31 protein-coding genes are annotated in these 26,412 nt (G+C 37.8%); 25 read left to right on the top strand and 6 right to left on the bottom strand.

Features of this window, described 5'->3' with window-relative positions; genetic code table 11:
• Positions 1–6 precede the first annotated feature (6 nt).
• Together M3166_RS05805 and M3166_RS05800 are read left to right on the top strand one after the other, a co-directional pair.
• Positions 7–621: a bifunctional 2-keto-4-hydroxyglutarate aldolase/2-keto-3-deoxy-6-phosphogluconate aldolase gene (locus tag M3166_RS05805; RefSeq protein ID WP_251688208.1), complete on the top strand. Its 615-nt coding sequence runs from the start codon at positions 7–9 to the stop codon at positions 619–621.
• 297 nt (positions 622–918) lie between these two features.
• Positions 919–1,908, top strand: a complete 990-nt coding sequence (locus M3166_RS05800) for an HD domain-containing phosphohydrolase (RefSeq protein ID WP_251688206.1) — start codon at positions 919–921, stop codon at positions 1,906–1,908.
• Between the two features lie 292 nt (positions 1,909–2,200).
• On the opposite strand, the gene hmpA is transcribed toward M3166_RS05800, so the two are convergent.
• Positions 2,201–3,361, bottom strand: coding sequence for an NO-inducible flavohemoprotein (gene hmpA, locus M3166_RS05795; protein ID WP_251688204.1), 1,161 nt, complete (start codon positions 3,359–3,361; stop codon positions 2,201–2,203).
• A 244-nt stretch (positions 3,362–3,605) separates the two neighbouring features.
• On the opposite strand from hmpA, the gene M3166_RS05790 reads away from it, so the two are divergent.
• From M3166_RS05790 to M3166_RS05710, 17 genes are all read left to right on the top strand, one after another.
• A complete protein-coding gene (locus M3166_RS05790; RefSeq protein ID WP_251688202.1) occupies positions 3,606–4,055 on the top strand; it encodes an RrF2 family transcriptional regulator in 450 nt (149 codons plus the stop codon).
• Between the two features lie 51 nt (positions 4,056–4,106).
• Positions 4,107–4,853, top strand: coding sequence for an SDR family NAD(P)-dependent oxidoreductase (locus tag M3166_RS05785; protein WP_251688200.1), 747 nt, complete (start codon positions 4,107–4,109; stop codon positions 4,851–4,853).
• Positions 4,854–5,099: 246 nt separating this feature from the next.
• Positions 5,100–6,314, top strand: a complete 1,215-nt coding sequence (locus tag M3166_RS05780; protein ID WP_251688197.1) for an argininosuccinate synthase — start codon at positions 5,100–5,102, stop codon at positions 6,312–6,314.
• Between the two features lie 87 nt (positions 6,315–6,401).
• Positions 6,402–7,775: an argininosuccinate lyase gene (gene argH / locus M3166_RS05775; RefSeq protein ID WP_251688195.1), complete on the top strand. Its 1,374-nt coding sequence runs from the start codon at positions 6,402–6,404 to the stop codon at positions 7,773–7,775.
• 122 nt (positions 7,776–7,897) lie between these two features.
• Complete coding sequence (locus M3166_RS05770) at positions 7,898–9,511, top strand: MFS transporter (RefSeq protein ID WP_251688193.1); 1,614 nt, start codon at positions 7,898–7,900, stop codon at positions 9,509–9,511.
• Positions 9,512–9,789: 278 nt separating this feature from the next.
• On the top strand, positions 9,790–10,941 hold the full coding sequence (locus tag M3166_RS05765; RefSeq protein ID WP_251688191.1) for a toxic anion resistance protein: 1,152 nt from the start codon (positions 9,790–9,792) through the stop codon (positions 10,939–10,941).
• A 337-nt stretch (positions 10,942–11,278) separates the two neighbouring features.
• Entirely contained in the window at positions 11,279–11,575 is a 297-nt protein-coding gene (locus M3166_RS05760; RefSeq protein WP_079526514.1) for a hypothetical protein, read from the top strand.
• 75 nt (positions 11,576–11,650) lie between these two features.
• Positions 11,651–12,562: a DMT family transporter gene (locus tag M3166_RS05755; RefSeq protein ID WP_251688189.1), complete on the top strand. Its 912-nt coding sequence runs from the start codon at positions 11,651–11,653 to the stop codon at positions 12,560–12,562.
• Between the two features lie 51 nt (positions 12,563–12,613).
• Positions 12,614–13,771: a M20 family metallopeptidase gene (locus M3166_RS05750; RefSeq protein WP_251688187.1), complete on the top strand. Its 1,158-nt coding sequence runs from the start codon at positions 12,614–12,616 to the stop codon at positions 13,769–13,771.
• Positions 13,761–14,492, top strand: coding sequence for an NAD-dependent deacylase (locus M3166_RS05745; RefSeq protein ID WP_251688185.1), 732 nt, complete (start codon positions 13,761–13,763; stop codon positions 14,490–14,492). Before M3166_RS05750 ends, M3166_RS05745 begins: the two co-directional genes overlap by 11 nt.
• Before the next feature lie 144 nt (positions 14,493–14,636).
• Complete coding sequence (locus M3166_RS05740; protein WP_251688183.1) at positions 14,637–15,926, top strand: methyltransferase domain-containing protein; 1,290 nt, start codon at positions 14,637–14,639, stop codon at positions 15,924–15,926.
• On the top strand, positions 15,916–18,495 hold the full coding sequence (locus tag M3166_RS05735; protein WP_251688181.1) for an AAA family ATPase: 2,580 nt from the start codon (positions 15,916–15,918) through the stop codon (positions 18,493–18,495). Before M3166_RS05740 ends, M3166_RS05735 begins: the two co-directional genes overlap by 11 nt.
• A gap of 207 nt (positions 18,496–18,702) precedes the next feature.
• Positions 18,703–19,065, top strand: a complete 363-nt coding sequence (locus tag M3166_RS05730) for a topoisomerase (RefSeq protein ID WP_251688179.1) — start codon at positions 18,703–18,705, stop codon at positions 19,063–19,065.
• 39 nt (positions 19,066–19,104) lie between these two features.
• Entirely contained in the window at positions 19,105–19,584 is a 480-nt protein-coding gene (locus tag M3166_RS05725) for a YjdJ family protein (RefSeq protein ID WP_251688178.1), read from the top strand.
• Positions 19,584–19,793, top strand: a complete 210-nt coding sequence (locus M3166_RS05720) for a hypothetical protein (RefSeq protein ID WP_251688176.1) — start codon at positions 19,584–19,586, stop codon at positions 19,791–19,793. Before M3166_RS05725 ends, M3166_RS05720 begins: the two co-directional genes overlap by 1 nt.
• 52 nt (positions 19,794–19,845) lie before the next feature.
• Entirely contained in the window at positions 19,846–20,313 is a 468-nt protein-coding gene (locus M3166_RS05715; RefSeq protein ID WP_251688174.1) for a GNAT family N-acetyltransferase, read from the top strand.
• A 130-nt stretch (positions 20,314–20,443) separates the two neighbouring features.
• Positions 20,444–20,929 (top strand): hypothetical protein, encoded by a 486-nt coding sequence (locus tag M3166_RS05710; RefSeq protein ID WP_251688172.1) that lies wholly within the window; start codon positions 20,444–20,446, stop codon positions 20,927–20,929.
• Between the two features lie 193 nt (positions 20,930–21,122).
• On the opposite strand, the gene M3166_RS05705 is transcribed toward M3166_RS05710, so the two are convergent.
• The gene (locus M3166_RS05705) at positions 21,123–21,587 is read right to left on the bottom strand and encodes a GNAT family N-acetyltransferase (protein WP_251688169.1); all 465 of its coding nucleotides are present in this window, start codon (positions 21,585–21,587) and stop codon (positions 21,123–21,125) included.
• A gap of 382 nt (positions 21,588–21,969) precedes the next feature.
• On the opposite strand from M3166_RS05705, the gene M3166_RS05700 reads away from it, so the two are divergent.
• From M3166_RS05700 to M3166_RS19490, 4 genes are all read left to right on the top strand, one after another.
• Positions 21,970–22,134: a hypothetical protein gene (locus M3166_RS05700; RefSeq protein WP_251688167.1), complete on the top strand. Its 165-nt coding sequence runs from the start codon at positions 21,970–21,972 to the stop codon at positions 22,132–22,134.
• Between the two features lie 181 nt (positions 22,135–22,315).
• A complete protein-coding gene (locus M3166_RS05695) occupies positions 22,316–22,741 on the top strand; it encodes an RND transporter (protein ID WP_251688165.1) in 426 nt (141 codons plus the stop codon).
• Between the two features lie 51 nt (positions 22,742–22,792).
• Positions 22,793–23,116 (top strand): hypothetical protein, encoded by a 324-nt coding sequence (locus tag M3166_RS05690; RefSeq protein ID WP_251688162.1) that lies wholly within the window; start codon positions 22,793–22,795, stop codon positions 23,114–23,116.
• A gap of 473 nt (positions 23,117–23,589) precedes the next feature.
• Entirely contained in the window at positions 23,590–23,877 is a 288-nt protein-coding gene (locus M3166_RS19490) for a TIGR04104 family putative zinc finger protein (RefSeq protein ID WP_353056555.1), read from the top strand.
• 149 nt (positions 23,878–24,026) lie between these two features.
• Here M3166_RS19490 and M3166_RS05685 read toward each other — a convergent pair whose 3' ends face one another.
• The 3 genes from M3166_RS05685 to M3166_RS05675 form a co-directional block, all read right to left on the bottom strand.
• Positions 24,027–24,341, bottom strand: a complete 315-nt coding sequence (locus M3166_RS05685; RefSeq protein ID WP_251688160.1) for a hypothetical protein — start codon at positions 24,339–24,341, stop codon at positions 24,027–24,029.
• 171 nt (positions 24,342–24,512) lie between these two features.
• Complete coding sequence (locus tag M3166_RS05680) at positions 24,513–24,644, bottom strand: DUF4279 domain-containing protein (RefSeq protein WP_251688158.1); 132 nt, start codon at positions 24,642–24,644, stop codon at positions 24,513–24,515.
• Between the two features lie 6 nt (positions 24,645–24,650).
• Positions 24,651–24,833 carry a hypothetical protein gene (locus tag M3166_RS05675; RefSeq protein ID WP_251688156.1) on the bottom strand — a complete coding sequence of 61 codons (183 nt, stop codon included), beginning with the start codon at positions 24,831–24,833 and terminating at the stop codon, positions 24,651–24,653.
• Positions 24,834–25,046: 213 nt separating this feature from the next.
• On the opposite strand from M3166_RS05675, the gene M3166_RS05670 reads away from it, so the two are divergent.
• Entirely contained in the window at positions 25,047–25,241 is a 195-nt protein-coding gene (locus M3166_RS05670; RefSeq protein ID WP_251688154.1) for a DUF6980 family protein, read from the top strand.
• 220 nt (positions 25,242–25,461) lie between these two features.
• Entirely contained in the window at positions 25,462–25,704 is a 243-nt protein-coding gene (locus M3166_RS05665) for a hypothetical protein (RefSeq protein WP_251688152.1), read from the top strand.
• 151 nt (positions 25,705–25,855) lie between these two features.
• Here M3166_RS05665 and M3166_RS05660 read toward each other — a convergent pair whose 3' ends face one another.
• Positions 25,856–26,314 carry a VOC family protein gene (locus tag M3166_RS05660; protein WP_251688150.1) on the bottom strand — a complete coding sequence of 153 codons (459 nt, stop codon included), beginning with the start codon at positions 26,312–26,314 and terminating at the stop codon, positions 25,856–25,858.
• Between the last annotated feature and the right edge of the window lie 98 nt (positions 26,315–26,412).

Below are 26,412 nucleotides of genomic sequence, written 5' to 3'. Positions count from 1 at the left end.
GGTCTTATGAAAAAATATGAAGTGATTCACCAACTGAAAGAACATAAAATTGTAGCGGTCATTCGCGGAAGTTCGGTTCAGGAAGCGACAGAAATTATTCAAGGTGCTGTACAAGGAGGAATTCGCCTTATAGAGCTTACATATACAACACCATTTGTTCAGGGAGTATTTGAGAAAATCCGTTCTTTAGATGCAATCATAGGAGCTGGAACCGTATTAGATTCGGAAACGGCAAGACATGCCATTTTATGTGGTGCGAAATTTATTGTCAGCCCGAGCTTTAATGCGGACATCGCGAAATTATGCAACCGCTACGGCATACCCTATTTACCAGGGTGTATGACTTTAAATGAAATAGTAACCGCATTGGAAGCGGGCTGTGACATCGTAAAACTTTTCTCGGCGAACCATTTCTCACCCGGCTTTATCCGTACGGTGAATGGGCCGTTGCCTCATGTGGAAATTATGCCGACAGGCGGGATTAACGCCAACAATATGCAGGAGTGGCTCGATGCAGGTGCTGTCGCTGTAGGGATCGGCAGTGATTTAACGAAGGCCTATGCGACAGGTGGAATAGATGCTGTCGTAGCTGCAAGTCAGGAATATTGCAGGAAGCTGTAAGCAGAGTTTGGTTGACAGTTAGTTCACTCCTCATATTCTCCATTTAAAACGTCAAAACCTTTTATCAATGATTGGTTTTGACGTTTTATTATTTATTCTTAAACACCCACAAACCGTCTACAGTTAGTCAATAAAAAATTAATATTAAGAATCCGATATAACGAGTGGTAAAAGTGTAATTAATAACCAATAACGGGAGCGCATTAATTTTATTTTATCAGTATAATATTTCCATATGCATACATAACGAGTCTGCACAATGTTATACAAGAAATAAAATGAAGCAGGAGGCTGTTTATGAAAACGATGTTGCAGTTACCTTTCCAATTAAAAAGCTTTTTGGAATTGGGTGATGCTGTACTGATTACAGACAGTGATCATATTATTTTAGCTGTTAATGATACATATGAAGAGGTAACAGGCTTTGAAAGAAATAAAATCATCGGTGTGAAAGCGGGCTTTATTAAATCGAACCTTACGAGTAAAGAAACGTATCGGTCAATGAAAGATTCATTAAAGCAGCATATCCCTTGGTCAGGAATTTTTGTGAATCGAAAGAAATCCAGGGAACTTTGGCATTCATCTATTACCATTACGCCTTTCAAAATTGAGGATGAATGGTTTTATATAGGAGTTTTTCGCGCGTTAGAACAGCTGGAAGAGGGCTTATACTTATCGGAAGACAAGATGATAGAAGTGCAGAGAGAGCTGTTGAAAGTGCTGGCCATCTCCTGTGAAATCCGTGATCCCGGAACGGAAGAGCATTTACTAAGAGTTCAGGCATTGACGGAAAAACTTCTGAAGGCACACAATGAGAAAAACAACCTTCAATTAGAATCTAATTATATTAACAATGTGATTCATTCCAGCATACTGCATGACATCGGAAAAGCGGGTATGCCAGAAGGAATTTTATATAAACCGGGTGCATTGTCCATTTATGAAAGAAAAATAATCGAGATGCATCCGTTGACAGGGGCAGACATTCTTAACAAAATGTCGAAGGAAATCAATTATGATTTTATAAAAAGTATGGAAGTGGCAGAAAATATTATTTTGTATCACCATGAAAAATGGGATGGAACGGGCTACCCATTCCAGTTAAAAGGCGAGCAGATTCCACTTGAAGCAAGAGTCGTATCAATCGTCGATGTGTTTGATGCGTTAACGACGCGCAGACCGTATAAAGATTCCTGGCCTGAAGAAAAAGCATTGGCATTTATTGAGGATAACAAAGGTAAACATTTTGATCCGTTAATTGCGGAAACGTTTATCAGCCTGTTTTAAATATGGGTCCGGTATTACACCGGACTCATTAATTTTAAGATGAAATTTTTTAATAGTGGTGCTAACATATTAGAAGTTCTCGGCAGCTTATTAGAAGACCTCGACCACTTATTTGAACATCGGCGACTTATATTAGAAGATCGGTGTTTTATTAGAACCTTTTCGGGTTTATTAGAACATCTCACCACTTTATTAGAAACATAGTAAGTAAATAGTAGTGAAAGGGGAGGAAAACAAAAAACCAGTCCCCGGTATGGTTACCGGAAACTGGCCATTTCTCCTTCATAATAAATTAAGCCGTTTTCTTAATCTGCAACGCCATCGCTGCACCGAAGAATTCATAATGAATTTTCTCAGCAGGTACACCCAGCTCAACTAAGTATTGGATTACAGTTTCCATGAATACTGTTGGACCACATACATACACTTCTGTACCGGGCACCAGGAATTCCTCGATTTGCCCTTTTGTAATATAGCCGTCTAAATCTGAATATACCGCTTTATATTTACCGTCTGTCGCTGCAACGTTTTCTTCGATTGTTTCTTTAAATGCCGCTACATTTTCATTGCGTGCACATTGGATAAATGATGCTTGGCGGCCTTCAATTGTTTTTAGCATCCCTTGTAATGGTGTTACACCAACACCACCGCTGATGAATAGAACTGGGCTATCATTTTCCACTAATGTGAATACACCTGCAGGAGCACTAACATCCACTTTTGTACCGATTTCTGCTTTGTGCAGGAAGTTTGAAACAATTCCGTTTGGTGTTACATCATCTTCACGTTTTACAGAAATGCGGAAATAATCTTCCGAACCGTCTGTTAATGTATATTGGCGGTTCATTAAGTATTGTTCACCAGGTACTTGTGTGCGCAATGTAATGAATTGTCCAGCTTTGAATGGAGGCAGTTTCTCGCCGTTAACTGGTTTTAAGTAGAATGATTTTACTGCTTCGCTTTCTTCCACAACTTCTGCAATTGTAAATTCTTTGAATGCGCGCCAGCCTCCAGCATTTTCTGTTGCTGTGTATAAATCTTCTTCAACAGAAATGAATACATCTGCAATAACTCCGTAAGCTTTACCCCAAGCGTCGATAATTTCATCTGTCGCCGCATCTCCTAGAACTTCTTTGATCGCTTCTAATAAATACTTGCCGACAATCGGATAATGCTCCGGTAAAATGCCTAAACTTACATGTTTATGGGCAATTTGAACAACAGCCGGAACGATTGCCTCCAGGTGATCGATGTGAACTGCTGCTGCATAAACCGTGTTTGCTAAAGCTGTTTGCTGACGATCTTTCTTTTGGTTTGTATGGTTAAAAATATTTAATAATTCAGGGTTTTCTCTGAAAAGGTTTGAATAGAAAGTTTTAGTAATTGCTAATCCGTGTACCTCCAATACAGGTACTGTTGATTTAATAATATTAATTGTTTGTTGTGCTAACATATAGTGCACGTCCCCTCGAAATTGGTTTGTTTATTTCTTGCACCATCAATATACTGCTAAAAAAAACTTAAAGCAATATTAAAAATACATCTTTAACAGATCTGTCACAAAGATATATCAAAAATACATCTTTAACAAAATGGACACAAAACATTATAATGAATTCATCGATAAACATAAGCCGTTCTATTCGAACATTTTATTTAAAATGTTATACTTAAGTTGAAGAAAGATGGTGAACAGCGTGCGGTTAACAGTATATACAGATTATTCTTTACGTACGCTCATGTATTTAGGTGTACGGGGCAGAGAAAATTTAGTTACGATTCAGGAAATTGCAGATGCGTATCAGATTTCCAAAAACCATTTAATGAAAGTAACCCATGATTTAGGGAAACATGGCTATATTGAAACGATTCGCGGACGCGGTGGCGGCATTCGTCTGGCACTTGAACCTGAACAAATCAATATCGGTGATGTTGTCCGTAAAACAGAAGATGACTTTCACCTTGTAGAATGTTTCAATCCGGAAGGAAACCTTTGTAAAATATCACCGGAGTGCAGGCTGAAATTTGCTTTACAGGAAGCATTAAAAGCGTATTTGGCTGTGCTTGATACCTATACATTGGCGGATGTGCTCGTATCGAAAGACATTTTAAGTGAATTATTCGGCATTACCCAAACTAGTAAATAATCATTTACTAGTTTTTATATACATAAAAATAAACGGATAAAGAGGGAAGCTATGAAAAAAACAGTTTTTATTACAGGTGCGACAAGCGGTATTGGACGCATCATTACAGAATTGCTTGTAAAAGAAGGTCATACTGTTTATGCAACCGGCAGAAATGACAGTGCCATTAACTATTTAAATGGGATAGGAGCGGTCGCCTTTAAAGCGGATTTAAGAATTCCATCTCATATAGATGAAGTCGTATCGCAACTACCACCAATCGACATCGCCATTTTAAACGCCGGACTGGGCTATTTTGAAAGTGCAGTTGACTTGGCAGACCAGGAAATCGACCAGATGCTCGATGTAAATGTTCGTGCGCCGATATACTTGGCGAAGCGTTTGGCACCGGCAATGATTGAAAGAAAGAATGGTCATTTTATCTTTGTCGGCTCACAGGCAGGCAAGGTCGCTACGAAAAAAGCGAGTGTTTATGCAGCGAGTAAACATGCAATTACCGGTTTTGTGAATGGACTTCGTCTGGAGCTGGCGGAATACAATATACACGTTACCGGAATTTATCCGGGACCGATTGATACACCGTTTATTCAAAAAGCCGATGCAACGAACGCTTATAAAGAAGCAATAGGGAAATTTCTGTTACCGGCTGAAAAAGTCGCGAAAGAAGTTGTCCATGCAATCGGGAAGCGTCCGCGCGAAGTGAATCTGCCTCGTATTATGAGTGTAACGAGTAAATTGTATGCGGTAGCGCCAGCACTTGTAGAATTTGTCGGCAAAGGATTCTTTAATAAGAAGTAAGTGTGAGAGCATTCGATTTTTAATCATAAAAATTGAAATGCTCTCTTTTGAAATCTGCTGCAATTAATAGCATATTTATGCATGAACGAGAGCTTGTGAAAACTTCCGGAATGAATGTTTTTAGATTGTATCAAAAAGTGAAAAAATTTATATAAATGCAGTTGCGTTTATTTTTATAACGTGTTACTATTCGTGTATAAACTATTAATTCAATGTATAAACATACATCATTTGGGGGCAATTAACATGGCGAACAAGAAAGTCGTATTAGCATATTCAGGTGGTCTTGATACATCAGTAGCAATTCCGTGGTTAAAAGAACAAGGTTGGGACGTAATCGCAGTATGTCTTGATGTTGGTGAAGGTAAGGACTTAGAATTTATCCGTAACAAAGCACTTCAAGTAGGTGCTGTTGAATCATATATGATCGATGCAAAAGATGAGTTTGCAGAAGACTTTGCATTAATCTCATTACAAGGACACACTTGGTATGAACAAAAATATCCATTAGTTTCTGCATTATCTCGTCCATTAATTTCTAAAAAATTAGTAGAAATCGCAAATGAAACAAATGCCGATGCAGTAGCACACGGTTGTACTGGTAAAGGAAATGACCAAGTACGTTTTGAAGTATCAATTAAAGCATTAAATCCGGATCTTGAAGTATTAGCACCTGTACGTGAGTGGGGCTGGAGCCGTGACGAAGAAATCGAATATGCAGCAAAACACGGTGTTCCAATTCCTGCAACACTCGATTCACCATTCTCGATTGACCAAAACCTATGGGGCCGTGCAAACGAAGCTGGCGTAATGGAAGATCCTTGGGTTGCACCACCAGAAGAAGCATACGGTTTAACGGTTTCATTGGAAGAAGCACCAGATACACCGGAATACGTTGAAATCGAATTTATTGAAGGAAAACCTGTTTCAATTAACGGAATTCAAATGAAACTAGCAGACTTAATTCAAGAATTAAATAAAATTGCCGGTGAACACGGTATCGGCCGTATCGACCACGTTGAAAACCGTCTAGTTGGTATTAAATCTCGTGAAGTATACGAAATTCCAGGTGCGAAAGTGTTATTAACAGCGCATAAAGAATTAGAAGATATTACATTAGTAAAAGAATTGGCGCATTTCAAACCAATCATTGAACAAAAACTATCTGAAATTATCTATAACGGTCTTTGGTTCAACCCGATCCGTACAGCTCTAGAAGCGTTCTTAAAAGAAACGCAAAAGTATGTAAACGGAACAGTTCGTGTAAAACTTTACAAAGGTCATGCGATTGTTGAAGGACGTAAATCTCCAAATTCTCTATACTCTGAAGAATTGGCGACATATTCTAAACATGACCAATTCAACCACGCTTCAGCTGTAGGCTTTATCGAATTATGGGGTATGCCAACAGTTGTAGCATCAGAAGTAGCAAAAAGCACAAAACAAACAGTAAATAAATAATTAGATATACGGTTAATGAAGTGAGCGATTCGGAACCCGAGTCGCTTCTTCTATTATGAGGAACAAAAGTTGAGGAGTGAAACTACTATGGCAAAATTATGGGGCGGTCGTTTCCAAAAGTCTGCAGAAAGCTGGGTTGACGAGTTCGGGGCATCGATTGGCTTTGATCAGCAGTTAGTATTGGAAGATATTGAAGGATCTGTAGCGCATGTTACAATGCTTGGAGCACAAAATATTTTACCAAAAGAAGATGTCGAGAAAATTCTGGATGGTCTGGCACAATTAAAAGTAAAAGCCGAAGCAGGTGAACTGGAGTTTTCAGTTTCAAATGAAGACATCCATTTAAATCTTGAGAAAATGCTGATTGATCTGATCGGTCCTGTTGGCGGGAAGCTGCATACAGGGCGCTCACGTAATGACCAAGTCGCAACAGATATGCACTTATTTTTGAAGAAACGCGTACCTGAAGTGATCGGTTTAATCGAACATTTCCAAAAAACGATTATCGAACAGGCGGAGCAGAATGTGGATACGATTGCACCTGGCTACACGCATTTACAGCGTGCGCAGCCGATTAGTTTTGCCCACCATTTAATGGTGTACTTCTGGCAGCTGCAACGTGATAAAGAGCGTTTTACAGAATCGATAAAACGCATTGATATTTTACCGTTAGGTGCCGGGGCGATGGCAGGAACAACATTTCCGATCGACCGTCTAAAATCGGCTGAACTGCTTGGCTTTGCTGAAGTATATGCCAATTCAATGGATGCGGTAAGTGACCGTGACTTTATCGTCGAATTTTTATCGAATTCAGCACTATTAATGACACATTTATCACGTTTTGCGGAAGAAATTATTATTTGGTCGACAGATGAATTTAAATTTATCGAGCTGGATGATGCGTTCTCAACGGGTTCATCCATTATGCCACAAAAGAAAAACCCCGATATGGCGGAACTGATCCGCGGGAAAACAGGCCGTGCTTACGGGAACTTAATGGGGCTGTTAACAGTTTTAAAAGGTACGCCGTTAACATATAACAAAGATATGCAGGAAGATAAAGAGGGCATGTTCGATACGATGGAAACGGTATTAGGCTCACTGAAAATCTTCGAAGGTATGGTTCGTACGATGACGGTCAATAAAGCGCGTCTACACAGTGCGGTACATTCAGACTTTTCGAATGCAACAGAGCTTGCGGATTATTTGGCGACAAAAGGAATGCCGTTCCGTGAAGCGCATGAAGTAACAGGGAAGCTTGTATTTACATGTATTCAGCAAGGAATCTACCTACTGGATTTGCCATTGGAAGAAATGCAGAAAGAATCTGCATTAATTGAAGAAGATATTTATGCAGTACTTGCACCGGAAGCTGCTGTGAGCCGACGTAATTCATTGGGCGGCACAGGTTTTGAGCAAGTGGCACTTCAAATCCAAAATGCGAAACAGCTATTAGTTTAACAATGGATGTCCTGTAAAAATTTTTACAGGGCATTTTTGTTCCTTTTTTTGGTACTTTTACTTAGTCAATTTCAAAATTAGCAGTATAATAATAGGTAACTTAAAAAGAAAGGTGTCTTTTTATGACGAATGCGAAGACTTCACAAACATGGGTGCTTACGTTATTTGCACTTGGCGTATTTATGGCGGCACTCGATAATGGAATCATCAGTGCAGCTCTCACTACGATCAACAGCTCGTTTAATGTTGAAGCAAACTGGGGAGCTTGGGGTGTCACGTTGTATACTCTTGGCTTGGCTATCAGTGTTCCGATCGTAGGGAAACTTTCGGACCGTTATGGTCGAAAAAAACTGTTTATTGTTGAAATTGCATTGTTTGGTCTAGGTTCACTGCTCGTTGCACTAAGCCCGAACTTTACGTTTTATTTAATTTCCCGCTTTATCCAGGCGATGGGCGGAGGCGGTATTTTTATTATCGGTACTTCGTATGTCGTGAGTACACTGCCAGCAGAAAAGCAGGGGAAAGCATTAGGATTACTTGGCGGGATGAATGGGGTTGCCGCTGTTTTAGGTCCGAATATCGGAAGTGTCATTTTGGATCTGACAGGCAGCTGGCATTGGCTGTTTTTAATTAATGTGCCAATCGCAATTTTCCTTGTCATCATGGGTTTTCTCAAACTGGAAGAAACGAAAGACGCAGCACCCGGCAAGCTTGATATGACGGGTACGGTCCTACTTTCTGTCGCAATTTTAGGGATTATGTACGGACTGACAAATATTGAGGGCATCAACTTCTTTAGCTCTCTTATCGAACCAACAGTATATCCGTATTTGCTAGCTGGCATTATCGTACTTATTATCCTTTATTTCTATGAAACACGTCTTGAACGCCGTGGAGGGGACCCGATTTTACCGGTGGCATTAATGCGTCAGCCGACTTATTTACTGACATTGCTGCTAGGTCTTCTTTCAGGTGCGATGCTTGCGGCAATGATTTTCATTCCGGCCTTTTCAGAACAAGTATTGGGCATTAAATCCGAGCATGCTGGGTACTGGATGACACCATTTGCACTAGCTGCAGGTATTGGGGCAGCGGTTGGCGGTATTTTAGTTGATAAGCGTGGCCCGGTTTTAGCAGTACTGTTTTCAGGTCTCGTTGCTGCAATTGGCTTTTTCCTGTTCCCGACATGGATTGATGCCAAATGGCAGTTTGTTATTGCATCCGTAATTGGCGGTGTCGGCATGGGAGTTCTTCTAGGAGCACCACTGAACATATTGGCGACGGAAAAACTCGAAGCAAATAAAGGGACTGCTCTAGCGTCATTATCGTTAATCCGAACAATCGGGATGACGATTGCGCCGACAATATATGCAGGATTTATCGCACGCGGATTCAGCGAAATCCCATCGATTTTTAAAAACGATTTTCAAGGAATTTTGCAGCAAAATGTACAACAGGCGAATTTATCGGAACAGGCAACTGCGGAACTTGCTCAAGTGGGCAGTCAGTTCGCGGCGGGCGGTCAGTTTTCCGAAGACCAAATGATGACTGTCGTCCAAAATATTCAGGATCCGACATTAAAGGAAGTCATTTTGAATTCTGTCAATGAAGTAACAGTCATGGCGGCACAAAACGGCTATGGAGGCTTGTTTTACTCGGCAGTTGTCATTGCCATCTGTATTTTTGCAGTTGGTTTGATTTTAAAACCGATTCGAAAAAAATCATTGGAAATATAAAAAAGTGTTTTAGGTTGAACGATTTGGGGTAATTTATCTTTAGACTCATGCAAAGCTTGTGTGGGTGTGAAGTCTCTCCCCCAATAGTAGACTTACAAAAAGTGCCCTTTTGCGCATAAAAGGGCATTTTTTGTTGTCTGAAAGCGATGCATTTATTTTTGGGTAGCCTCAAATTAGAATATTCACAATGTTTTGCGTTATAATTAGCAGCAACAACATGAAACTTTTCATCAAAATTTACGTAAATACTAGTAATACATAGAATGGAGGAATCGAACATGGCTGAAAATCCATTATTTGATGATTTAAATAAACGAGCTGAGCAAGAGCCGGCACCGACGACTGATATAGTCGAACAACCGCAAAAACAACTTGTTTCGGAACAGGAGCTTTCTCAAATCCGTCAGCGTCAGGAACAATTAAAACAACAGCCGCAAGTTCAGCAGCTTGCAGAAAAAATTGACGTGAAAAACCAAATCGCGGTTCTCGAATTCGGTAAAGAAACGGCTCAGGGCATTTCAACGTTTTCAGATCGTATGCTTGCAACAATTAAACAAAGCAATTTGGAAAAATCAACTACACTACTAAACAATTTAAATAAAATTATGGACCGCTTTGATCCCCAGGATTTCCAGGAGGAGCAGAAAAAAGGCTTCCTGAAAAAACTGTTTTCAAAAAGCAAGGAGCAATTGGAGCGCATTTTATCTAAATATGACACGATGAACAAAGAAGTCGATGTCGTTTATAACGAAATTCAGAAGTATGAAGTGGAAATGAAACAAAACACGGTGCAGCTGGAACAAATGTATGATGAGAACTTAAACTACTTCCATACGTTAAGCGAGCATATTGCGGCAATCGATATTAAAGTAAATGATTTACGACAGCAACTGCCGGCATTGTCAGCGAAAGCGGATTCCGGTGACCATGAAGCAATTATGGAGCTTGAAACGGTTACACGCGGAATCGAGTTACTGGAGCAACGAGGCTACGATCTTGAAATGGCACAGCAAGTTTCATTCCAGTCAGCGCCGCAAATTCGTTTAATGCAGCAAGGGAACAACCATTTGATCGGAAAAATCAACTCAGCATTCGTGACGACAATTCCGATTTTCAAACAAGGTCTGATCCATGCCGTTACAATGCAGCGACAAAAGCTTGTTTCCGATTCGATGGCTGAACTGGACCGTCGAACAAATGAAATGCTTGTACGAAACGCGGAAAATGTGCGACAAAATTCAGTGAACATTGCGCGTCAGGCAGGCAGTCCGAGCATCAAAGTCGAAACGATCGAAACAACGTGGAAAACGATCATTTCCGGTATTGAAGAAACAAAACAAATTCAGGCAGAAACAGTGCGCAATCGTGAAGAAGGTCGTAAGCGTATTGAACAATTACAGCTTGAATATGAAAAATTAAAGAGCATGTAATCAATACATTATTCTTACAGGCATCGAGCAACCTTTGCTCGATGCCTTTTATCATTTTTCCGAACGCCCTTTACTTTTTTTGAAATGCCAATCTTTTAATATTTTCAATTATAGGAGGGTTGGGGGCTACCATCTATTGTGGCATACACCTAATATTCGATAAATATATATTCAAAAATACGAATTAACATTCAATTTAAAAGCTTGTTATATTAGGCAAATAAGCGGTCTAAAATTTCCTCTTGGTGATTAATTAGGGGTGAATTTGGTGAAATTGGGTAAATAACAACAAAAGAAGATTTACACAAGTATTGCCATGAGGGAAGGGAAGACAAAGATGGAAAAGAACTTAATGAAAATCGACGAATTTCTTAAAATGCCGAAAAGTGTTATACGCAGAGCAAATGAACGGGACGTATTGAGTATAAAGAATGAACTGCTGATATTAATGAATGAAAAAAGCGATATGTATGATAAGGCACATATCCGAAAATTAATTAATGAAATACAGTTTTTAAATGTGTTTGTAGTAAAGGATGATTTTGATAAAACCGTATTTTCCTACGAACCCCCAAAGTATGCATCACCCCGTGTAACGATTAAAGAAAGTGGCTGGATTGAGCTAATCAAATAATAAATACTATATTCCCGACAATGGAATCATGATAAAATTTGATTATGATTAGAACGTTGGAAGAAGGTAGTAGTTGTGGAACGATTGAAAGGCATAGCGATGATAATAGTAGGCTCGATGTTTTGGGGGGCTACCGGTCCAATGATGGAATGGCTCCTGCAAAATACAGCAATGACCGCAGAGTTTATGCTTGCAGTACGATTAACGATCGCAGGCATTTTAATACTTGGCATTGCAGCTATGCAGAAAAAATCGATATTCTCCATTTGGAAAAACCGGAACCATTCCGTACAATTACTTGTTTTCAGTGTAATCGGAATGGTAGGGTTACAATTTACGTTTGTAAAGTCGATTGAAGTGAGCAATGCGATAATTGCAACACTACTGCAGTTTTTAGCGCCCATCTTCATCGTCATTTATACATCGATTATTGGGAAGGTTCTTCCACCAAGCAGTCAACTGATCGGTATTTGCGGTACGCTTGTCGGGCTGTTTCTATTGCTGACAAATGGCTCGGTTTCTGGGTTACTTGTAAGCAATGAAGCGCTTGTATGGGGACTGCTGTTAGGATTTACGTATGCATTTTATACACTGTATCCTGCTCGGTTAATGGCTGAAGTAGGGGTAATCATTATAATCGGCTGGGGTATGATCATAGGCGGGCTTATATTTTCGGTAACGGGACAGCTTTGGAAACCGGGGCAATGGCTGTTGCTGCTGGAACCGGTAAATGTAGTCATCATTATTGCTACGGGCATTTTGGGATCCTTCGCCTATATTTTATTTTTAACAAGCCTGAAATACATATCACCAGTTGAAACGAGTATTTTATCGAGTTTCGAACCGTTGACGGCAATGGCGATTTCCGTTGTCTGGCTCGGTGCGACATTGTATAACTGGCAGTATGTCGGTATTTTATTAATGCTAGTATTTGTCGCCTATTTATCAATTGCCGGGAGCAAAAAGTCTCCCACTTCGAATGTCTAAGTGAATGTCACTTAGGCATTTTTGGGTATAGAAAACGAAGGAGGCGTTGTTATGGAAGCATTCGATTTTTTTACATTGCATGAAAAGGATATAAAAGATGATATTAAACGCTTAGTATTAGCCGATTCACCTTCGCAAAACAAAGAGTTGCTTGATCTATGCAAAGATGTACTACAGTCGATGTTTTATGACTATTTTCATGTAAAGGCAACGGAATATGCGATGGAGCATAACGGCAATCATCTCCGCTTTGAAATGGGCGAAGGAACCGAACAGATTTTAATGATCGGTCACTATGATACCGTTTGGGATAAAGGGGCTTTACCGTACCGGGAGGAAGAAGATAAAATTTTTGGTCCTGGTATTTTGGATATGAAATCAGGTCTCGTCAGTGCTATCTGGTTTTTTAAATATGTTCAAAAAATGAATCTACCTTTGAAGCGGCGGGTTGTTTTTTTCCTGAACAGCGACGAAGAAATTGGAAGCCCTACATCCAGAGCGCTAATCGAAGAAGAAGCAAAAAAGTCGGTGGCGGCTTTTATATTGGAGCCTGCTGTTACTGTTTCGGGTGAACTGAAAATTGCGCGGAAAGGGACATCCAGGTATTTACTGAACATTCGAGGGTTAGCATCGCATGCGGGCAATAATCCGCGGGATGGTGTCAGTGCGATTACGGAAGCAGCAAGGCAAATCCTGAATATTGATGCACTCAACGATTACGAGAAGGGGACAACGCTGAATGTCGGTATGATTCAGGGCGGCGGTAAACTGAATGTCGTACCTGATGAAGCGCACGTAGGAGTCGATGTCCGATCGGTTACTCGCACAGAGCAGGAACGTATCGACGATTATTTTGAAGAGCTTAAACCATATGATCAGCGTACGAAAATCGAAATCGATGGGGGAGTTAACCGGCCGCCGATGGAACGTGATGAAGACAGCGAAGAATTGTTCGAAATTGCGCAGGAAGAGGCGGAGGAACTTGGTTTTGATGTAGATGAAGCGTCAGTCGGCGGTGCAAGCGACGGCAATTTCACGTCGTTATACACGCCAACATTGGATGGTCTTGGACTAGTTGGGGACGGTATTCACGCAGAACATGAGCATATTTTAAAAGAGCATATCATTGAACGTTTTGCACTTTTTACGAATACATTGCTGGAAGTTGTGAATGAAATTGAGATGGAGGGAAATCGAAATGACGGCTGAAACACTGGCTCACTTGATAAAAGAATCGAATCGTACGGTCGTGCTGACAGGTGCGGGGATGTCGACTGAATCGGGCATACCGGATTTTCGCTCGTCAACAGGCTTGTGGCAAAATATCGATCCACGTATTGTTGCCTCTACAGAAAGTCTGCAAAAGAACTATGAACAGTTCCGTGAGTTTTACCAGATGAGGATTACCGCATTGGTCAATTGCAAACCCCATCAAGGACATCTAATATTGGCGGACTTCGAAAAGCGCGGACTTGTTTCGCTTATCGCAACCCAAAATGTCGACCAGCTTCACCAGCAGGCCGGAAGTAAAAATGTAGCGGAACTTCATGGCAATATCGTGTCAATTCGCTGTCAAAAATGCGGCAAACCCCATGGAAAAGAGCAGTTTTTGAATAACAGTATTTGCACATATTGTTCGGGGAAATTACGACCGAATGTAGTGCTGTTTGGTGAAACATTACCGACAGAGGCATGGGAACGTACGCTACACGAAATACACGAGGCAGATCTTGTCATAGTGATCGGCACAAGTTTGGAAGTATACCCTGTCAATCAGTTGCCGAGCATGTCGAAAGGGAAGCTCGTCTATATTAACCGCGAGCAAACATCCACGAGCTTACATTATTCTTTTGATTTAGTGTTGGAAGGGTCGGCCGGGGAGATTTTGGCGGATGTTCATCGAGAGTTGGGGGATTTCAAAAAGTTATAACAAAGCCTGTATGAAAATGCAGGCTTTTTACTTTGGCAGTAATGAAAGCTATAAACAACAAATTGCAAATTTACAAACATTTACTCAAGCACTCCTTTATAATAGAATTTAGTAATTATCCCTAAAAGGAGAATATGTAACATTATGCAATTATCTATTTACACGAAAAATCCGCATGCGAGAGCAATTTCACATTTACTGGCGAAAAACCCGGCTACCGTTTATGAGCGCAAAGTAAAAGGGCACGCAGTACGATTTGTATATCATAAAATGACAGATGACGAATTATACGCTTCCATCTTTGTTACACCTGATTCATTGGCGCTTGTAAAAGACAATGAAGCGTTTGATATTACCCATTACATTAATGACCGTGAATTTGCTGTAAGTACCATTTTCTTATCGCTTATTCGTTCAGCTTTAGGCACAGCGCTGAACGGAAAGCCTAAAGAAGAATATTTACAATTTGCAGCAATGGACTTTCCGTTTACATTTGAGTTTGGTCCAATTTCATCAAAGCTCACAGACGAGGAACTCCGAAATTTATGGGAACCGTTAGGCTATGAAGTAACGATTAACACAATGACTGACGCTAAACGCGCACGATTCTTAACGCTTGCAAATACCATTACGTTAAAGAAAGCACTACAGCAAATTTTTATATTAATCCCGGTTATGGATGACTATAAGCATTATTTTATTGATGAAGCCGAGCGGGAGCGTATAGAAAACTACGGTGAGGGCTGGCTTGAAACTCATCCGATGCGTGAATTTATTTACAAAAAAGCATTGCGCTTTAAACAATTGTACATGACAGAAGAGAATGAGCAAAAAGTCGATAAACCATCTTTAAATACGCGTCGCTATGAAACAATTGCCGAGGCAGTTACAGCATTAAAACCTAAAACGGTTATCGATATGGGGGCAGGAGAAGGAAAGTTATCGATGCTTCTTGCGCATATCGATACGATTAAAAAACTGTACAGTGTCGATCCTAGTAATCATGCACTTGCTAAAATGCAAAAACGTTTTGCCGATCAGCAATTTGCTACAAGACCTATTATTAAGTGGGGATCACTTTACTATGAAGATAAAGAGTTTACAGAGGCGGATGTCTTTATTTTATGCGAGGTTATTGAACATATAAATGAGGAACGACTGCCTCAAATGATGCAGCTCATCACACAAAATTATACGCCTAAGCATTTAATTATTACGACACCAAACGCAGAGTATAATACGGTTTACGAACTTGAAGATATGCGCCACGATGATCACCGCTTTGAATGGAATCGCAAGCAGTTTGAGGCATGGTGTAAAGCAGTTGCGCCAAACTATGATTTACAATTTGAAGGGATCGGTTCTGTACATGAACAATATGGTGCTCCTACTCAAATGTGTATCATGACAAGGAGAGATTCACATGCAATTTAAACTTCCAAACGGGGCCATCGTACTTGTAATAGGGCCATCAAATAGCGGGAAATCCACATTACTGCAATCATTAGTCGATTCAGGTCAGCTCCTTGAAAGCGAGATCATTAGCTCTGACTACTATCGTCGGCTTGTGGCGGATATAGATTTCATCGATTTTACAGCGGTATCTAAAGATGATGAGGATATTGTTTATGAAGAATATCAGCGTATTTCAGAGCAGGCGTTTCATGTGCTTCATACGGTTGTGGAAGCCCGTGCAAAGCTAAATAAAGTATCGATAATTGATGCCACAAATTTACGCGGCTTTGAACGTGCCAAATATTTTGAAATTGCTAAACGTCAACATGTACCTGTTTTAGCGCTAATTTTGAATACAACAAAAGAGCAGCTGCTTGCACGTGATGTATTGCGTGATAACCCTAGAGGTCGTAAACGTGTGCTGCAGCAATTTAATACGTTGAAATATGAGTTGAAAACAATAAAGAAAGAGCCATTCGCCAAAATTTATAAAGTAAATGACGAAAGAATCGAGATAGTGCGAGAACCGAATAAGCTTTGTTTAGAAATCGAAAGCGGTTTTGATATTATCGGGGATATTCACGGCTGCTATGATGAGATGCTTGTGCTCTTGAAGGATCTTGGATATGAGCAGCGCGGCGATGTATATGTTCACCCAACTGGACGCCGGTTAATTTCTGTCGGCGACATTATGAGCCGCGGCCCTAAATCAATTGAAACAATGCAATTTTGGTTGAATCAGATTGAAGCAGGATTAAGCTATATGACAGACAGCAATCATGGCTGGAAATTAGCGCGCTGGTTGGACGGGAAAAATGTATCTCTAAATCATGGGGATGAACTTGTCGAGCAAGAATTTACCGAGTATGAGAAGGTGCATGGCGAAGAGGCTGCTAAGGCACTAAAAGAACAATTTGCTAACATGCTTTTAAAAGCACCGTCACATTATATTTTAACGAAAAATAATATGACAAAAGCTGTTGTTACACACGCCGGCATTAAGGACCATTACACCGGGAAGGAATCTAAACGCATATCTGATTTTTGTCGATACGGTGATATTCAGCAAACGGACAGCTCCAGTAAGCCTGTTCGCGGTGATTGGTTCTCGCAGCATAAAACGAGCGAACTGATCATTTGGGGACATGACGTGAAAGTACAGCCGTTTAAAGCAAACCGAACAATTAATATTGACCAAGGTGTTGTATTTGGCGGGGAGCTTACGGCATTTCAATATCCTGAGCAGACATTAAAAAGTGTTAAGGCATTCGCGAATTATGCCGGGACTGAGGAAAACCCTATTTTAGAGGCGAAAAATAAGCGGTTTAGTCCGCCAAATGTTGCACAATTTATAAATGGCTTTGCGGTTCATACAACGAGCGGGGATCAAATAACAATCCCGAGAGAAAATGCATTGGCAGCAATGGATACATTTTCTCACTATACATTGCCCTTGGAGCAGGTAATTTACATTCCGCCAACAATGAGTCCAACTCCCCAAACATCTGCGTTACCGGATTACTTGGAACACCCTGCAGATGCTTTTCATTACTATAAGAAAAACGGTATTCAAAAATTGATTGCCCAGAAGAAGCATATGGGTAGCCGCGCTGTTATCTTTATTGCAAAAAATAAAGAAGTTGCAAAAGAGCTCATTAACAGTGATAGTCTGGGCTACATTACAACTCGTACAGGCCGCGCCTTCTTTGAACAAAAAGAGCAGCAACAGATGGTGGAGAATATTCATGCTGAGCTAGTCGGTAAAAATTACTTCGAGCAATTTAATACAAATTTCGTCTTAATGGATGCCGAAATATTACCATGGAATTTAAAAGCACAAAGCTTAATCGATCAACAATATGAAACGGTCGCTGAAAATGCGTTGATGGATCGCTATAAACTTATCGAAAAGTTGAAAGCAACAGAGCATGTGGACGTGACGAGCTGGATGGAGGAATATACCGATAAATATAAAAATGCTGCACGCTTCGATGCGGTTTTCAAAAACTATTGCTGGCCAACAAATGAGCTTTCAGGCATACAAATAGCACCGTTCCATATTCTTGCACATAGCTCATCAGCAAACTTCCACCAGTCTCATAGCTGGCATATGAAAATGAATGCGTATTTGGCCGAAAACAGCTCGCTATTTATAGCGACAGAATACCGTTTGATTGAAAGCGAGCAGGATGAACAGGAAGTAATAAATTGGTGGAAGGACATGACTGAAAATGGTCATGAAGGCATTGTTATTAAGCCATTTGATTTCCTGGCTTATCATAAAGGGAAATTACTGCAGCCGGCTATAAAAGTACGTGGCCGTGAATATTTACGCATCATTTATGGCATGGACTATACAAATGAAGACACTATGAAGAAGTTAAAACAGCGTAACCCTTCCCGGAAAATGAAGAACGCTTTATTGGAATTTAAATTAGGTCTGGAAGGGATTTCACGCTTTGTAAGTTTGGAAAGCAGCAATCGTGTACATGAATGTGCACTTGCAACGCTTGCGTTAGAAAGCGATACAATCGATCCGCGCTTATAAAATAATATGAGACTCTCTTTAATTCAGTTAATTGGATTGGAGAGAGTTTTTGTTTTGCTGCAAGACTTTAAATTGCTAGGCAAACAAGTAGAAATTAGCCACTGTATAATTAGGTGTATAAATCCTAAAAAGGAACTTTTTTGAAGGTGTTTCGTTAAAATAACTGATCTTTGAGTGCATGAATCAACATAAAGGGAGGTTGAAAAGTTGAAAAAAGTTATAATTACAGTGGTTGTGATATGTTCAATATTGTTAGGCGGGTGTAATAAAATTGAGGTAATAGAAAGCGAGCAGGAAGTTATAGTTTCTTATAAAACCTTATTTGCGGAATTACAAAATGAAATTATAGTATCAGTTACAGAGAAAACGGAACTTGAAAGTGATGCGCTCGCACTAATGATAGATGGTGGAGCAAGTGATTTAACAGTTTCAGTAGGTTACCCGAAAGATTCAAAAATTGATGCTACGTTGATTCAACAAATAGTAGAAGACTCGATCAATAATATTTCTGAAAAAGATACAACTAGCGAAGAGAGAGTAAAAATAACTATTAAAATCGAGAAATACTAGCAGATAGTATGGTTGAAAAGAGTATGTGGAGGTTTGAAGTTGTTTAAGTATGTGTTGCAAATTATAGCTGGGATCTTAACATTAGTAGTATCAACTTTTATTGCATGGTATGAAGGAAGCGCAATTATAGAAAATACATTAGAATGGAAGTACTCAACACCTTTTACTAGTTTGTTTCAAAGGGAGATTATTAATGGGCATGATATTAGCCAACTCGATTATTTCGTTTATGCAGCTAAATTTCAGCCTTTCTTTCCCACAATTATGATAGCAAGTGTCCTCTATATTCTAAGTGTAACTGGCTATTTTCTTATAAAAAGAAAACCGAAATGGGAAATTGGTTTCTGTGGATTAATAGGTATTATACTCTTATTATTTAGTAGCTTGTTTTATAATTCCACAACTATGGGGGGGAATGTTTTTTTCTGGATTTCCTCAATAAGCGGACTTTTATTTATAGTAATTACAGTTTTACAGTATAAGTTGCATAATACTAAAATGTTAACGGAGGTTAAATAATGCCAGTTATTATGACGAGTGTTTTTTCGGCAATCATCATTTTTATTACTGTTTTTTCTATGATTAAAGTATTAAGTATAGCCTATAAAAGAAAAGAGATTTCTATGTCAAAATATAGAGTGTATGCAACATCTTTTATAGTAGCAGGGATTTTAGTTGCTGCAATACTACCTTTTGGTTATCAAAAAATATATGAAATGATCCTCTAACTGTGTCATGCAATTTAGCATAGTGAAATTATGATTGGAGCTGGTTAAAGCAGTGAAACTATTAATATCTATGAATGAAGTTGAATACGATACATACATAAAAGATAAAACGGAGAGGTATGCTCTTACCCTTGAAGAAAATACTTTTGAAATGATAAGTGAAACTGCTTTTGTTAGAGCAGAAAAAGCGATAAAAGGATATTTGCCAAATGGATTCAACACAGAAAATCATGAATTCTATAATATTTTAGAAAATGAAAAAGTGGTAGGTTATGTATGGATAAAAATAGTAAAAGAAAACAAAAGTGCCTTTTTATATGAAATCTATCTCAAAGAAGAGTTTCGTTCTAAAGGGATTGGGAAAAAGGTGATGACTGAGCTTGAATCCCTTTTAGCTGTTCGTAAAATTGCCTTTTTTAAATTACATGTTTTCGGAAATAATGAACATGCTCTAAATTTATATAATAATCTGGGTTTTCAAGTAGCAGGTATCAACATGTATAAAGAAATAGACAAATAAATATCTATTTTAAATCTATGAATTTATTTTAATATAGGGAGGGGTAGTAATTAGCCCAGCAACTATCGGCTTCCTTAAACTAGCGCGACAATCTGTAAGAAGGTGAGTAATAAAACAAATGAGCCAGTATATGGATACAAAAATTTTGTATTATAAAAAATTTAAAGGTGAAGAAATGCCTATTAACTACATTAATTGGGCTAACAGTATGTTGGAAAACGAAAACTCTACAACATCCCTAAATATCCTTGCTTTTTTGAGAGAACCGTTAAATATTTTTGAAATTGAAGAATATTTTAAAAGAGCTTTGGGTGAATTAGGTATGAAGGAGCCTTCACATGTGGAATGTGCTAAATACTACATACGTCATTTATTGAAGGAAATATTAAATGATAAAAATAATGCAATAAACTTAGCTTATGAAATATATGAAGTGGTGCGTGAACACTTCTTTAATGAGGAGTTAGAGATATGGTATATATGGTATGGAATAAGTGAAATGATAGACGACTTTCGATATGGAGATAATCCAAGAAACATCACTCATGAATACCTGATTTCCATTATTGTACACGAAACGAAAAAACAATTAAGTAACAAGTTTTATATTTACTAAGATGATTTTTCTGAAAAAACGTATTTCAACAAACCTGTGTTTTCCTTGAAAATGTAAAGGGTCTTTTTCCGTTAAGTACTGGTTTGCAACATCGGTATAAAATGCTGCATTAACAATATCAAAAGAATAGGCACGAAATGCTGATATAACTACATTCGTGCCTTACTGCTGTATTCCCGATCTTTTAGAAACATTATTTTGTTTGAAGATGTGTAAGCTTATACTCCATAAAAGGATATATTCTACCAGGTATAACTGTTGATTCCACATAAATTATTCTTTTTGCACCCATTTTTAAGTAAAATTCATACGCATTTGGATCACTATTAAAATGGAAGCTACTTAATCCAAATTCTGCCGCCTTCAGTAAAATATCTTTCCATAATAATCTCCCTAAGCCTTGACCAATGTATGTAGGGGCTACAAATAAGGATTCTAATTTTTTCGTTTCTATACACAAACAATAGAACCCTTTAATAGCCTTATCTTCTTCTAGCAGATAAATAACTTTAGACTGGATATCGTCTACTGTAAGTGTTAAAATATCTTTCCATGCATTCATAAAATCATCTGAATAACCCCAATAGCCTTTTGCTTTAAAAGCTATATCCGTCAGTGTCGCTGCATCCTCGACATTTGCTTTTCTTATCTTATTCATAACTTATTCCTCTTGATTCATATTTTCAATATGCCGCATTCATTCCAATTAACAAATTCTTAATTCCTGATGAAGGATTGGGCTTAAACTTTTAGTATTTACTGCATCTTTTAATCTCCCTTATTTCGTAATGCGCTGTACAGACGGAAAAAACGAGAAATAGTTTCAATATATTTTAGATTTTTATGAAACGCCCATATCTCCATATATGCCAGTCCTTGAATTAGAATGGTCCTTGTCATTATCAGGCGTTTTCCTTGAGGAAGGGTCTTTTTTTATTGAAAGCCACACATTCAATTAAGAATAATTGAGGATAATTTTGGTTAATAGTTGTAAAATAGTAAAAGAAAGAGAATGTTTGGTTATAAGAGGGGAATTCAAATTGTCATATTTTAAAGTTATCGTTGATGGAAATTCTAAACAAGGTTTAACGGAAAGAGAACAACTAATTTTACATTTTTCAACAATGACAAATGCAATTATTACAGACGCAGGTGTAATGTTAAACCCGCCGGATGAAGGTACAATAGGGATTACTTTTGCATAACCTGAAGCGCTAGATGCTGAAAAGGAAGTTGAAGTTCGGGAAAGTATTGTTAAAAGATTGAACAGCTTTTTTGTAATGTCAAATCTTGAATTAAATGCAGTTATTACTTGAAAAATCAATCATCAACAATTGGGCACTTTTGCAGGAAGACTGTCAGAGTGGCCTTTTCTGAGGAGGAAAGATGAAAAGCAAAAAAATTATAAAAACGATAAACTGGGTTACATTTATTATAATTTTATTGGTCGGATTTTTTACAGCAGGGTTTTCGCTGTATGACTTAAGTACACAGGTTGCCTTAGGGGAAGAAGGGCAGTCTCGCGCAGGATTCCGGTGGGGGATATTCCACATCATCATTTTAGTTATAATAGTAATGTCGGCTGCCTTTTTAGGTTTTACTTGGAAAATATTATTCCCATTTAATGTACCCATTGCAATAATAATAGCTGGTTTATGCTATCAACTATTTTTCCTTACGTTCACTATTGGTTGGATCGGTTTAAATGGAACATTTGGCTTCGTTATCGCATTTTTGATTGGAATAATATTAATTATTTCTTACACAGTTTTAAAATTTCTAGAAAGCCGTAAGCGCAGTGAAACGAATTAAAAGGTTCAATGCTATTTTATTCAATTAGGGCTGTTAAGAGGGGGCATTATTATGGGCGGAGATTCTATTGTTTGGTTGGTTATAATTTTGTCTATTTTAATTTGTGATGGAATAGCCGTGTATTTATACCGTATAAAAAAATTCCCTATATGGGCATCGGCAATTTTTATAGCCCTTTTAGTTCCAGTGATCGTTTATATTTTTGTTTCTTTAGGAATTGATTATTTTAAAAAAACCAATACCGATCTGGATGATACAGGAGAAGGAATAGCTTTTGCAGGTGGATTTATTGCAATAGTACTGGCATTCAATGCGATAGTTATGTTTGGAACTGGAGTTATTTTAAATATCTACACTTTCATAAAAAAGAAATAAAGGGTATAACTGCATTTGAAATAATCCTTTGGGTGATAGTTTGTTTAGAATAATTTTTTCGGTAGTATCCGCATTTCTTTGTATTTTAACAATTTCATTATTTAATAAAATACCTTTTCATTTGGGGGGGATTTTTAATAAATACAAAATATAAGAGGTTTAAATTGTGAAATATAAGCTTTGGAATGGTGCATCAGCCATTATAAATAAAGATAATCGTGTAGTTGTATCAGTGTCTATAACCTTCAGAGAATGTCCTTAACACATCAATTCGCAACATCGCATAAATTTATGTGGTCTTGTTAAAATCGATGTTAAAACTTGTGTGAAATGTTAGCATATATCGATCGAAATTCTTTCTTTTGAAAGGGATATGGAAAATTTACGCTAAAATGAATTTATATATTGTGAAGTAATGTACTTAAACAAACGGGGCAGTTTAGTTTAATAGCGGAAAAAAGGGGGCGTCGTTTTTGCAAAAATGTATAAAATGCAATAGTCAATTTGGTTGGAGAAAAATCTTTCAATCTTATAAATGGACATACGGACCACTTGAATGTGACAATTGTGGTTCTATACATAAGATAGCTATTTTTGGGAGATTTACGGTTGCATTCCTGACGATGTTACCATTTCTGATAGTTCAATTTTTTCTTATTCCTTCCGATAATGTCTTTTTAACCATTGGTGGGGCAGGTCTTATGGCAACGGTCTGTTTTTTACTCTCGCCATTTGTTGTTCGATACAAAGAGAGATTGTGAGGAAAACTTTTAGTAACGGAGGGCTTTAGTTTAATTAGGTTAGTAAAATATTATATCAAAATTTTTCGCCCTTTTTTGATTGATTCGAGATATGTTTCGTGTAATGCCATTTGATGTATCATGAATTCTCCTCCAGTTACATTTAATTTTTATTCTAAATGTAATAAATCACTTTTTGTATTGGATGTAGAAAACCCTTGTTGGGTAATATCATGTTTATTACGAGCGAAATATGTATATTCCACTTGTGGTTCATTATCAAATATGACACCAATAAAATATGGATTCGAGGATTCATAACCATCTTCACGATGAGGCACTGTTCGAAATTCCCATGTTTCCCCAGGGTACTTTTTCTCCAAATGCAACTGTATATAACTTACCTTCTTTTCAATTTGCATATCTGTCCAAGATGGACGTACGAAATAAATGATGCCAAAAGACACTAAAAATAATAGAGCCAACCCCTGAATCCTTTTTCTCCGCTTTCCTTTAAAGATAAAAGAAATGAATAAAATAAAAACTAAAATTCCACTGGCTAGCATCAATTGAATAAATTCTATTGGGTGCAATGAATCCCCCCCTTTTTCAGTTAGTCCGTTAATCAAATTAAAAAGTCCCCAAACCTGAAGTGACTATTCTTCCGATTCACTATAAGGATATACATACATATCAATATCAATAAATGCATTGATATCAGAATCAAATTGACTAAATTCAGGTGAAATTACCAAACCGGGTGTTTGACCATCATGCATTGTTATCATTAACCACTAGAACTCTTTAATAAATGCGTTCAGTAAAAGAATTAAAATTCCTAATACAACACAAATATCAACAATGACTATACCAATTTTGTTATTATTCTTTTCTTCGTTACGCTGTTGTTTTATTTCCCTATATAAACCTTGCACTTTTCTTTGCATTTGAATTTTATCGTGTTTATTTTTGCTCAATCATTTCTCCTCCTTTAATTATAATAATATTTCTAGAAGACTTTTCTGTATTCCTTTAAATGTGCCGAAAGCGGTGGCAACTTTTGAACAATGACTTCTACCAATTCCGTTATATAATAGCTGGATTGGTAGTCCTCATTCGGGTTACAACGCTTGGGGAATGCTAAAATTGAACTAATAAAGGTTTGACAAATAGAAGGGGAGAATAAAAATATGAAAGAATTTTGCTGTGAGTATATGGATTATCATGCAAATTTCAATTGTGATATTCATAAAAATCCTTATGATTGTCCTGATAATATAATTATATTTTATGAAAAATCTAATGACTACGGAATAATAATTCATGATGGTGGTTCTTCAAGAATAGAAATTAACTTTTGTCCATGGTGCGGAAAAAAATTATAATATGTTCCCAATTTGTCAAAGGCATTAGGGAAATAAGCAAAAGATTATCAATGATGAATAGTGAAAATTAAACTTAAAGGTGTTCTATGAAATATTCATTGGCAATGAATATACTTAAACTAAAACTAATTAGTTCCATTGGTAAATAATCCTAAGTAAACTGAAACCAAATGAGAGTTCAACCGTATTAGTAGTATTAGTTTACTGGGGTGATGCTAAAATGCTGCAAAAGGTGTTAGAAATAATTATAGGGGTTATCTTAACTATTCCACTATATGGGGTATTAATTTGGAGTTATTTCTACCCTGAAGAAAGCTTACTAGTTGGAAAAGGGTGGATGTACAAAGAGGAACCTGAAATATCGGACGGCGCTATTCGGTACATAAAAATTGCATCAGTAACCAGTATTATTGGTTTAACACTATTTTTCGGTATTTTCATATTAGCACAACTTAGAAATTGATACTTTGCAGGGAGATTGAGATTTTGGAATGGCATTACAAGTAAATAAAAAGGGTAATACATAATCGTGCACTTTCCTTTAAAAAGGAAGGTGCATTTTCCAGTAAAGGCCATAATTAGCTCACATTTAAGTTGATAGAAAATATCTGTTGTTACTCTTCTCTTTTCAGCCAATCTTCTAAAGTCATCATCTTAAAATCTTCTTGGAAATCTATTCGGATGGGAGCGATTAATTCAATTGAATTACCATCTGGGTCATCAAAGTATATTGCAGCATGTGCATGTGGATGATTAGGTAATACTAGTGGTTGACGATCTTCATTAAAGCCAAATGAAGTACGAATAGCGATTCCTCTTTCATTCAGCCATTTTTTAGATGAGATGATATCCTCTTTCTCTACTCGAAATGCGATATGACGTATAGAAGGATGATAGGCTAGCTCAACTTTTTCGCTTTCCCATAAACCAAGCCAGCTTTCATCTTTTACAATCCAAAAAAAAGCTAAATTATCTTGTTTGTAAGCTAACTCTAATCCTAAATTTCGGTAAAATAAAATGGAGTTTTTTAAGTTACTTACTGGTAAATGTGCTTCATATAAACCTTTTATCATAGTGACACCCCTAGTTTCAAATATTGTATTCATATTACCGTTTTATGGGAGTTGCCGCTTCATTCAAAGGTCTAATATTCCTTCATTAAGTCCTCAAT

Origin of the sequence: Solibacillus isronensis (assembly GCF_023715405.1) — a bacterium.
Taxonomy (GTDB): domain Bacteria; phylum Bacillota; class Bacilli; order Bacillales_A; family Planococcaceae; genus Solibacillus; species Solibacillus isronensis_B.
The sequence above is the reverse complement of the archived record's forward strand: the minus strand, read 5'-3'. Positions and strand labels throughout refer to the sequence as shown.